The organism is Nonomuraea jiangxiensis (assembly GCF_900099965.1).
GTDB lineage: Bacteria > Actinomycetota > Actinomycetes > Streptosporangiales > Streptosporangiaceae > Nonomuraea > Nonomuraea jiangxiensis.
In genome coordinates this window covers 310,844-321,445 of the sequence record NZ_FNDJ01000009.1, presented here as the reverse complement: position 1 = coordinate 321,445, position 10,602 = coordinate 310,844, and the positions used below count along the sequence as shown (strand labels likewise).

Genomic DNA, 10,602 nt, shown 5'->3' with positions numbered 1-10,602 from the left:
TGATGCGGGCGCCGTCGTTGGTGGCGAGGTTGTAGACGTCCAGGGCCTTGCCGCTGTTGCGGTTGATCAGGACGTACCAGGCGTTGGTGTCGACGGTGGCCGCGCCGGCGGGCTGCGCGGCCACGAACAGGCTTGCCAGTAAGGCGGCGACCGTCGCGAGGACGGACAGGGGTCTGAGTCTCACGGCTGTGCCTTTCGGTCAGGGGGTGGTGAGGTCGAAGCGGCGTACGGTCACCGCGCCGCCGAGGTTCTGGGTGGCGTAGTTGAAGATCCCGAAGCGGTAGCCCATGAAGAACTGCCAGGCGTTGTTCAACGTGAATGCCGGGCCGAGACTCACGAAGGTGCTGCCGTCGGTGCTGTAGGAGAAGCGGGCCTGCCTGCCGGAACCCGGCCGGATGTCGGCGTTGACCCGCAGCCAGATCCGGCCGCCCGAGACGTTCGCGCTCCCCGCCTCGGTGCCGGTGCCGGTGGTCTGCCACGAACTGTTCATGGTCAGCCCGTTGGTCATCACGACCCGGTTGACGCCGTTGTCACGTTTGACGCCGATCCAGGCCGACTGGTCGCGCAGCATGGCCAGCCCGGCGCGGTCGCCGTTCGCCATCTGCGAGTAGTCGAGCTCGATCGTCGCCGTTGATGATGGGCCCTGGATGCGGTGGGTCAGGGTGTTGCGGGCGTTGTAGAGGTCGCCGGTGACGGTCGCGGTCTGCAGGCGCAGGCCGTTGCCGGTGGAGTAGCGGCTGGTGTCGGGGTTGTGGTTCCACTCCCAGCGGTGGCCGAGGCTGCCCGAGGTGAAGGTGTCGGGGCCGATCATGGATGCCACGGTGCGGTTGGTCTGGATGTTCGGCTTGGGGTAGGTGGCGCCCCATCCGCCGTTGACGGTCTGCAGGGTCGGCCAGTCGCTGGTCCAGGTGATCGGTGCGAGCGCGGGGACCCGGCCGCCCGGGTAGGCGTCGACGAACGACATGTAGTACCAGTCGCCGTTCAGGGTCTGTACGAGCCCGCCCTGGTGGGGCACGCCGCCGCCCGAGATGGGGCCGGGCAGGTTGAGCAGGACCTGGCGCATCTCGTACGGGCCCCATGGCGAAGTGGAGCGGAGCACGTACTGGCCGTTGGCGGGGCGGGTCAGCCAGATGTAGTAGTAGCCGCCCCGCTTGTAGAAGCGGGCGCCCTCCAGCGTGCCGACACTGCTCGGGGTCTGGAAGACCTGCTGGGCGCGCACCTGGCTGAGCCCGTCGGCCGAGAGCTGGGCCACACTGATGGTGCCGTTGCCGTAGGCGACGTACATGGTGTCGTTGGTGTCGATCAGCAGGCCGGCGTCGTAGTAGCAGTTGTTGATCTGCGAGCGCTTGGTCCACGTGCCGTCGACGGCGGAGGCGGTGTAGACGTAGGTCCGGTTGAATTCGACGCAGCCGATCCAGTAATAGGTGCTGTTGCTCGGCCGGTAGTTCAGGGTCGAGGCCCAGATGCCCTTCACGTACGCCCGGCCGCCGTTGAGGTCGTAGGCGGCCGAGTTGAAGTCAAGCCTTGGGACCGAATGGCCGGCGTACTCCCAGTCGACCAGGTTGTAGGAGCGCAGGATCGGTGCGCCCGGCGAGTAGTGCATCGTCGAGGCCGAGTAGTAGTAGGCGTCGCCGACCCGGATGATGTCGCCGTCGGCGAAGTCCTGCCAGACCACCGGGTTGGCGTAGTCACCACTCGGATTCGGGTCGCTGGTGACCGGGACGAGTTGCCATTGCTGGTTGGCGCCGCCCCAGTCGTCGTACTGGACGATGTTGGCTCCGTCGGTCGTAGAGGCGTTCTGGACTTCGAGGGCTTTGCTGCTGTTGCGGTTGATCAGCCGGACGTAGCCGTCCGCCGAGTCGGCCGGGCGCCATTGCTGGTTGGTGCCGTTGCCGTCGGCCCATTGCACGATGGCGCCGCCGTTGGCGGTGGAGAAGTTGTAGACGTCGAGGACCTTGCCGGAGTGGCGGGACTTGATGCGGTAGTAGCCGCCGCCGGAGTCGACGAACTGCCATTGTTGCTGGTTGCCGTTGTTGCGGGTCCACTGGGTGATGCGGGCGCCGTCGTTGGTGGCGAGGTTGTAGACGTCCAGGGCCTTGCCGCTGTTGCGGTTGATCAGGACGTACCAGGCGTTGGTGTCGACCGTCGCGGCCGACGCCTGAGGCGTGAGTAACACGCCCACGAAGAGAAGGGACGAGAGAACCGCGAGCACGCGTCTCACAGGAACCTCCAGGGGTTGGTGTTCGCGCCGTTGTCCGGACGTACCGACAACCTGGCCGTCGGCGCGGAGACGCCGCTCTCCATCGGCTCGTTAGCGTTAACATCGCGTCGCCGCCGTAGGGTCGGGGCGAGGTGTTCCTTCCAGGGGGATGCGGACCTGCGGCTGTCATGGCCGTTGCGGAGCATCTCGTACGCCGTCATCGGGGATGAGGGGGACATCCGGGTCTCCTCGACTGGATCGCAGATGGGCCACAGGGTTGTTAGCGCTAACATTCGATCCCTACGGAACGATGTGGCTTGTTGGTAGAGTGCGTTGTCGCGGAGTACATCCGACGGCCCGGCCCGGCGTCAACGAGGGGCAGCCCTCGCCGACCTGGGCGTTGTCATCGGAACGCCTTCCCGCCTGGAGTTTCACCTTCTAGGAGATCACGCCGAACTGCTCGTGAATGTGAAAGTTTCACAGAAGTTACCCGTTGACAACAGGGTAATTTACGAAGGTTCGCTCGTTAACTTGCGGGCTTCAGGTTGAAGCCATCGCAGAGCGCGGTCGTGGTCATGACCATCGGCCGCGCCCCGCGATGAACCGCGTCGTCTGCGAGCGGTGAAGGCGGCACACCACCGGCGGGTCCCCAGTCCCGGCGATGTTGTGCGTAGAGTCCTACGTGGGCACGATCAGCTAGTGACGGTCCATTTCTGATTGTTGCCGCCCCAGCACGAGTAGAGCTGCAGCCCGGTCCCGTTGGCGGTGCCGGCGCCGACGGCGTCGAGGCAGAGCCCGGACTGCACGCCAACTATCGTGCCGTCCGAGTTGATGCGCCATTTCTGGTTGTCGCCGCCCCAGCAGGAGTAGATCTGGATTCTGGCGCCGTTGCCCGTGCCCGCGGCATCCAGGCACTTGCTGCCGTACACCTTCAACTCCCCGGCCGTGGTCGGCGTCCACTGCTGGTTGGTCTGACCGTTGCAATCCCACAGCTGCACCGCGGTGCCGTCGGCGGTGCCGGCGTTGGGCACGTCCAGGCAGCGGCCGGAGGCCACGCTCCTGATCTGCCCCGCGCCGCCCCCACTCGGAGGCGGCGTCGTGGTGCCGCCGTTGAGCGCGTTGAGCACCGCGGTGTAGGCAGGCTTCTTGTTGCCGTTGCCGTCGAACAGGAGCGGGGTGTCGCCGGAGCGCCAGGAGTCGCTGTCACGCACGCCCCACACCGTGATGCCGGTACAGCGGGGCACGGCCAGGCAGTCGTTGGTCACGTTGGCGTAGGTGGAGGATGATGCGCCCTGAATGTCCAGCTCGGTGATCTGCACGTCGACCCCGAGGGCGGCGAAGCTCGACAGGGTGGTACGGAAGTTGCTGTTGTACGGGCTCCCGCTGTTGAAGTGAGCCTGAAAGCCGACGCAGTCGATCGGCACGCCGCGTGACTTGAAGTCCCTGACCATGTTGTAGACGCCCTGCGTCTTGGCCCATGTCCAGTTCTCGATGTTGTAGTCGTTGTAGCACAGCTTGGCGGCCGGATCGGCGGCGCGGGCGGTGCGGAAGGCCACTTCGATCCAGTCGTTGCCGGTCCGCTGGAGGTTGGAGTCGCGCCGGCCGCCGGAGTTGCCGTCGGCGAAGGCTTCGTTGACCACGTCCCAGGCGTAGATGTTGCCCCGGTAGTGGGCCATCACGCCGTTGATGTGGTCGATCATCGCCTGGCGCAGCGTGCTGCCGGACAGGGACTGCATCCAGCCGGGCTGCTGGGAGTGCCAGGCCAGGGTGTGCCCGCGTACCCGCTTGCCGTTCTGGACGGCCCAGTTGTAGATGCGGTCGGCGTTGGTGAAGGTGAACTGCCCCCGGTTCGGCTCGGTGGCGTCGATCTTCATCTCGTTCTCGGCCGTCACCATGTTGAACTCGCGGTTGGCGATCGTGGTGTAGGCGGAGTCGCCGAGCCTGCCCACGGCGATGGCTGCGCCGAAGTAGCGACCGCTCTGCGCGGCCGCCGCGCCCAGCGTGCTCTCCGCGGCATTCGCCGCAATCGGCGCCGTCAGCGCTGTGATGAGGCCTAGCGCACCGGCGATCAGCGCCCAGCGGCGCCCGCCGAGCGGCCGCCGGGCGGCAGATGGGGACATGGCGTTGATGGGCATGCCTGAGCCTCCATAAGCAAATCGTGGGGAAGGAGCGTGCGGGACACACCCGCAGGATCGACGCCGCGCTCACCCGGAACGCACACCACAAGGGCGTCGTGAGGGCAGCCCCCGCCGCTCGCCACCGATCCGGCACGGGAGATCGCCTCGGGAACTCAGTGTGGGAATCTCGCCGAAAGTTGTCAAGGAATAAGTAAAAGTTTCGGCGACGTGCATTCCCACTGGTGGCCCTTGTAGTGGTCAAATGCCCTGCGCTGTGTTTTGAAAGTTTCGGCGTGGGGCTCACCAGCGGGAGCTCCAGATGAAAGTTTCATGGAAAGCTCGAGCTCACCGACTATGGCCGGAACCAATAACGCGAGGTGAGCGCGCTTGACCACTGCTCACTTCGATCCGCTGTCGGCCTGGGGCCCTTGACGGTTCCTTTCCGCCTCGTATTTGCTCCGTCCCGCCACCACCTCTCACGAACCAGAGGAGGATTCCCGAGCCAGTCAGAGTGCTTGTTAACGCTAACAGCAGGCTTCGCTCGACATGCGCCGAGGGCCTGCGGTAGCCGGCCCGAGGAGTGCCGGCCCTGGGAGTGAACCCAGCGACACAGAGCGAGGGCTCGCGCAACGCGCCCCACCGCAACGCGTCTCCGCCGAGATGGCGGCACCGAAGAGAGGCGGAACGATGAGAAGAAGCGCAGCCAATGAAAACGCGCACTAGAGGGCATGTCGGCATCGGAGCCGGCATGGTGGCACTGGTCGCCGTCGCGGCCGTTGCCCTGTCCATGTGTCTCACGGCTACGCCGCGAGCGTCAGCGGCGGCCTTGACCGAAGTGACGGACTTCGGCGACAACCCCGGCGGTCTGCGGATGTACCTCTACGTCCCCGACGGGGTGGCATCCCGGCCGGGCGTCCTGGTGGCGATGCACGGCTGCAACGGATGGGCGACGGCCTTTCACCAGAGCACCGAGTTCGCCTCGTTGGCCGACCGGCACGGTTTCATCGTCATCTACCCGCAGGCGAACAAGAGCGCCAACGGTATGTCGAACTGCTTCGACGTGTGGTCCAGTGAGGCCCTGCGACACGGCGGCGGCAGCGACCCGGTGTCGATCGTTTCCATGGCGAACTTCGTGCTGCAACGCTACAACGGTGACCCGCAGAGGGTGTTCGCCACCGGCTTCTCCTCCGGAGCGATGGAGACCAACAACCTTCTCGCCACTTATCCGGACGTCTTCAAGGCCGGTGCGCCGTTCGCGGGTGTGCCTTACGGTTGCCTCGGACCCGCCGGGTGCGGGGACAAGACGCCGCAGCAGTGGGGTGACCTGGTCAGGAACGCCTACCCCGGCTACACCGGGCTCCGGCCGCGCGTGATGGCCTGGCACGGCACCGCCGATTCCGTCCTGCCCTTCACGATGTTGCAGGAAGAGGTCGACCAGTGGACCAACGTGCACGGACTGAGCCAGACCCCCTCCTCCACCGACAGCCCGCAGTCCGGATGGACCCGGCGAGTCTTCGGTTCCGGGCAGGTTGAGGCGTACACCATCACGGGCGCCGGACACGACCTGCCGCGAGCCGGGATGGCCGCTCATGCCATCCGTTTCTTCGGCCTGGACGGTGGCTCCACCACCCCGACAACGAGTCCCACGCCGGGCGGTGGCACCGGGCAGATCAGGGGAGTGGGCTCCGGGCGTTGCGTGGACGTGCCCAACGCCGCCACCACTGACGGCACCGCGGTGCAGCTGTGGGACTGCAACGGGCGGAGCAACCAGCAGTGGGCCGCCACCTCGGCGGGCGAGATCAGGGTTTATGGCGACAAGTGCCTCGATGCGGCCGGGACGGGCAACGCCGCCAGAATACAGATCTACTCCTGCTGGGGCGGCGACAACCAAAGGTGGCGCCTGAACTCCGATGGCACCATCACCGGGGTGCAGTCCGGATTGTGCCTGGATGCCATGGGCCAGGGCACCGCCAACGGCACCCGGCTCCAGCTCTATGCCTGCCACGGTGGCACCAACCAGCGGTGGACCTGGACGAGATGATCACGCCACGTTCCGGTGCGGCGCGGCCTGTCCGCACCGGAGTGTGGACTTGGGGGAGCCACGGTACGGGCCCGCTCCACACCCTGATCGTCCGTACCCGCAGGCAAGATCGCGTCTTGCGTCTTGCCCGCCTGTGAGTGTCGCGGTGTCAGGGACGCCGTCCGACCGTCGTCAGTGGGGTGAGCGGTGCCATGGGAACACCCGATGTGCACCGGCGGCAGCGGTCACCGCGCGATCTGGAAGCCGGGCGCGTCCCGGTCCACGGTCCCATCCCCACCGCAGATTGAGAGCTTCACCCTGCTCGTTCTCGCCGCGGTCCGAGCGGGTGGCCGGCGCGAGCACAGGCACGAGGACCGCGGAAGGGGGCCTGACCTTCTGAGGGCCGCATGGGCCTCTCCCCTCGTCCTGAGCTGGTTCCGAAATCTTTCGCAACTTGTTCGGCGTTGCGAGGACATTAGGCGGCGCATCTGTCCCGTGTCAACGGCTGGATACGGGAGCCTGCCTGGCCGACAGCGCAGTGAGAAGGGTCCGAAAGTTTCGAAGCGCCGGGTGGCCGGCACCCGCGGTCTGCTGGGCTCCGCCCTTCTGAGCGATGGTCATCGCAGAGCAGCCGAACCCCAGGTCAGCAGTGGTCATCCCGGTTCTGTCGCCGCCATGCCCGGCTTGGTCCGCCCGATCCGGCGCATGTTTCATTCGATGTACGGTCGGCCGGAAAGGTCTTGTTTCTGCAATCGTGATCGCTTACCTTTGCGCTGCAAACGTAACCGATAACGATTGCAACTGGTGAGGGCGGCATGGCCGAAGGCGGCACGCCGGTGACGATGAGCGATGTCGCACGACTAGCGGGCGTCTCCACCGCGACCGTGTCGCGGGTGGTCAACAGGCGTTACGGCGTCAGTTCGAGCACCACGGCACAGGTCCGCGCGGCCATCGAGCAGCTCGGCTACGAGTCGAGTCTGGTGGCGACGAGCCTGCGGCGCAGCCGTACCAATGTCCTGGGCCTGGTGATCCACAGCTTCCAGTCCTATACGGCCGAGGTGCTCAAGGGGGTGATGGACGCGTTGAGCCAGTCGGGCTTCGACTTGATCATCTACTCCAACAGCGATCTCTACGGAACCTATGCCGAGGGCTGGGAGCAGCGGCATCTCGCCCGTCTGTCGGGCACGCTCACAGATGGTTGCATCGTTGTCACGCCCTGGGGCGAGGTGCGGAGCGGGAGTCCGATCGTGGTCATCGATCCGGCGAGGGGCTCGACGGTGCCGTCGGTGACGGCGGACAATCTCGCGGGTGCCACCACGGTGGTCGAGCATCTCCTTGGCCTGGGGCATCGGCGTATCGGATTCATCGCCGGCCGTTCCAGCCTGGCGGCCGCATGGGCGCGAGAGGAGGGTTACCGGAGGGCGCTGGCCGGGGCCGGTGTTCCCGTCGATCCGGAGTTGATCGCGAGAGGGGACTTCAATCCCGAATCCGTGGCGCCGCTCGCGCGGGCACTGCTGGACCGAGAGGACCGCCCGACGGCGATCTTCGCGGCGAGCGACGGGATGGCGCTGAAGGCGCTGGAGATCGCCAAGGAGCTGGGGCTGCACGTTCCCGGCGACCTGTCGGTGGTCGGCTTCGACAATATTCCGGAGTCCGCGCTGGCCGAGCCGGGGCTGACCACGGTGGACCAGTCGATGTACCGGCTCGGATATGAGGCCGCGCGCATGCTGAAGTCGCTGGTGTGCGGTGACTGGGAGGGCCCGAGCCAGATTGTGTTCCCGACCCGCTTGGTGATTCGCGGCTCTACTGCGACACCGAGAGCTTTGTGACAGTGGCCTTACTCACAGAAGCGGCGTCCTGTCGCACCTGACGCTCGGGCCAACGAACGTCAGGTGGGCAAGCTGAACCCAACGGACGGAGGTGCGGACACCACACCCACAAAACTATCCACCGCTGTATCAGGCTGACCGGTCGAGGATCAATCGGGGCCAGCCATCATGGGAGTTTCGCATGCCTTCATTACTTTATCATGGCAGTTCACGCCCGCTGGGCGTGCGTCGGCTGTCGGCGGCGATCGCCGCCGGAGCCATGGCGATCGCGGCAGCGTTGTTCGCGCCGCTGCCCGCGGCGGCGGACACGCCGTGGCTGAATGTCTCGGAGGACGGCTACGCGTCGTTCAGTGTCCCGGCCGCGTACGTCCAGGCCAACGCCGGCCAGGTGTCGCAGGTCGTCATCGAGGGGAATTTCGGCCCTTCCTTCGCCTGGGCGGAGTTCGGTCTCACCCGCCGGGGCGACGTCTGGTCGGGGGTCCTCGGCCCGCTCAAGCCGGGGCTGTACTCCTACCAGGTCACGGGCGACGACACCAAGGGTCTCAAGGATCCGACGAACAGCACCAGCGTGGCGTCCAAGCCTCTTTGGAGCACCTTCTTCGTGCCGGGCGACTCGGTGCGCCTGCTGGCGGATGCGCCTCAGGGTCAGGGCGGCAAGGTCGAGACCCTGACCTATCGGACCAAGCACGAGGAGCGGTCGGCTCTCGTATGGACGCCGCCGGGGTACGCGCCCCAGAGCCCCAAGCCCTACCCGGTGCTGTTCCTGCAGTCCGGCGAAGGTGAGAGTGCCACCGACTGGCTTGACCTCGGCCGTGCCAAGCAGATCTTCGACAACCTGTCGGCCCGGAAGGCCATGGAGCCGATGGTGGTCGTGATGAGCGACGGTGACGGGCTGGACGAGGAGGCGAAGGATCTCCGAAAGGCGGTCGGGGACCGCTACCGCGTCCTTCGCGATCCGGCGCATCAGGCGATCGCGGGTGTGGCCGAAGGCGGGGCGCAGGCGCTGCGTGCCGCGCTGACCCGCCCGGGTCAGTTCGCCTACGCCGGCTCGTTCTCGGGTCTTCTGGCGGACGGCATCGGCCCGGCGGACGCGAACGCGATCAACCACCACGTCAAGCTGGTACGGCTGTACACGGGGAACGTCACGGATCCCGCGTACAACCCGACCAACCGTTTGACCAAGGCACTGGACCGCGCCCGTGTCACGTACGAATTCGACGGGGTCAACCCCGATGCCGGGGGGAACTGGAACGCCTGGCAGGAGAACCTGATCGATTTCGTGCCTCGGCTGTTCCGCAAGGTGTCGGACCATGGTCCGAGCGCCGGCCATGGGAGGCTGAAGGGCGAGTTCACCCCGCCGGCGGCCGGCACCACTCCGACGCCGTTCGTGACTCGCGACGGTTTCGTCACTTTCGAGACCACGACCGACTTCAAGGACGCTCAGCGCGTCAAGGTGTGGGCGAACTGGGCTCCCAACGGAAGCTGGCTGCGCTTGCCGCTGTCTCGTGCGGGCGACCGGTGGCGGGTGACCGTGGGCCCGCTTGACCCGTGGTTCTACTACTACAAGCTGATAGTGGATCTGAACTCGGTCAAGGACGTGTCGAACCCGACGAAGGTGACCTCCGAGCCGACCTGGAGCAGCTTCCTCATCTCCGGAGAGAGGTCCCGCCTGCTCTCGGACGTTCCCGCCGGCCAGGGCGGAAAGGTCGAGAGCCTGACCTATCAGAGCACCGTGGCCAACGCCGAACGGACCGCGTTGGTGTGGACCCCGCCGGGCTACGACCCGGACCGCGCGGAGCCGTACCCCGTCCTCTACCTCCAGCACGGTGCCGGCCAGAGCTATACGGACTGGACGGAGATGGGACGAGCCAAGCAGATCCTGGACCACCAGCTCCTCGATGGCGACCTGGTGCCGATGGTGGTCGTGATGGGCAACGGCAACACCTCCAACTTCAACAAGGAGTTGCTGGAGAACATCGTCCCGGCGGCCCGCGCCCGATACCACATCTCCAGCGATCCGTCGCGGCAGGCCTTGGCCGGCCTCTCGATGGGTGGCGGGCAGACGTTGGGGGTGCTCAAGGCGTACCCGGGTCGGTTCGCCTACGTCGCGGCGTTCTCGGCCGGCTTCGGTAGCGGCACCGGCGTCGACGTGGCGGCGATCAACGACGGGACGAAGCTGTTGCGTCTGTACGTCGGCGACCAGACCGACTTCGTGTACCCGACGTTCATGGCGTCCCTGGCCACCTTGAACAACCTCGGTATCCGCTACGAGTTCGACGGGGTCACCCCGGGGCCGCACGGCTGGGACGTGTGGCAGAAGAACCTCATCGACCTGGCGCCGCGTCTGTTCAAGCGCTAGGCATGCCCGTCCGAGACGACATGCCAGAGTGACGTCTCACGCGCAATGTTATCGCTCACATGAGCACCGGCACGAAG

Annotated in this window: 6 protein-coding genes and 1 pseudogene; 3 read left to right on the top strand and 4 right to left on the bottom strand. The window is 66.4% G+C overall.

Annotated features, from left to right (window positions below):
• The 4 genes and pseudogenes from BLS95_RS21520 to BLS95_RS21510 all read right to left on the bottom strand — a co-directional run.
• Window positions 1-184: pseudogene (locus tag BLS95_RS21520) on the bottom strand (RICIN domain-containing protein); the annotation flags it as partial.
• A 15-nt stretch (window positions 185-199) separates the two neighbouring features.
• Window positions 200-2,176, bottom strand: a complete 1,977-nt coding sequence (locus tag BLS95_RS21515; RefSeq protein WP_245765193.1) for an RICIN domain-containing protein — start codon at window positions 2,174-2,176, stop codon at window positions 200-202.
• A gap of 41 nt (window positions 2,177-2,217) precedes the next feature.
• A complete protein-coding gene (locus BLS95_RS54320; RefSeq protein WP_143043818.1) occupies window positions 2,218-2,439 on the bottom strand; it encodes a hypothetical protein in 222 nt (73 codons plus the stop codon).
• A gap of 453 nt (window positions 2,440-2,892) precedes the next feature.
• Window positions 2,893-4,335, bottom strand: a complete 1,443-nt coding sequence (locus BLS95_RS21510) for an endo-1,4-beta-xylanase (protein ID WP_090933935.1) — start codon at window positions 4,333-4,335, stop codon at window positions 2,893-2,895.
• 817 nt (window positions 4,336-5,152) lie between these two features.
• Here BLS95_RS21510 and BLS95_RS21505 point away from each other — a divergent pair.
• The 3 genes from BLS95_RS21505 to BLS95_RS21495 all read left to right on the top strand — a co-directional run bounded on the left by BLS95_RS21505 (window position 5,153) and on the right by BLS95_RS21495 (window position 10,525).
• Complete coding sequence (locus BLS95_RS21505) at window positions 5,153-6,358, top strand: extracellular catalytic domain type 1 short-chain-length polyhydroxyalkanoate depolymerase (RefSeq protein ID WP_425434744.1); 1,206 nt, start codon at window positions 5,153-5,155, stop codon at window positions 6,356-6,358.
• 794 nt (window positions 6,359-7,152) lie between these two features.
• On the top strand, window positions 7,153-8,166 hold the full coding sequence (locus BLS95_RS21500; RefSeq protein ID WP_090933931.1) for a LacI family DNA-binding transcriptional regulator: 1,014 nt from the start codon (window positions 7,153-7,155) through the stop codon (window positions 8,164-8,166).
• 181 nt (window positions 8,167-8,347) lie between these two features.
• Complete coding sequence (locus BLS95_RS21495; protein ID WP_090933929.1) at window positions 8,348-10,525, top strand: alpha/beta hydrolase; 2,178 nt, start codon at window positions 8,348-8,350, stop codon at window positions 10,523-10,525.
• The last annotated feature ends 77 nt before the right edge of the window (window positions 10,526-10,602 follow it).

Bases quoted from the DNA above. Each gene is read 5' to 3' on its own strand.
- BLS95_RS54320 (WP_143043818.1), bottom strand. From the start codon at position 2,439: ATGTCCCCCTCATCCCCGATGACGGCGTACGAGATGCTCCGCAACGGC.
- BLS95_RS21510 (WP_090933935.1), bottom strand. From the start codon at position 4,335: ATGCCCATCAACGCCATGTCCCCATCTGCCGCCCGGCGGCCGCTCGGC.
- BLS95_RS21500 (WP_090933931.1), top strand. From the start codon at position 7,153: ATGGCCGAAGGCGGCACGCCGGTGACGATGAGCGATGTCGCACGACTA.
- BLS95_RS21495 (WP_090933929.1), top strand. From the start codon at position 8,348: ATGCCTTCATTACTTTATCATGGCAGTTCACGCCCGCTGGGCGTGCGT.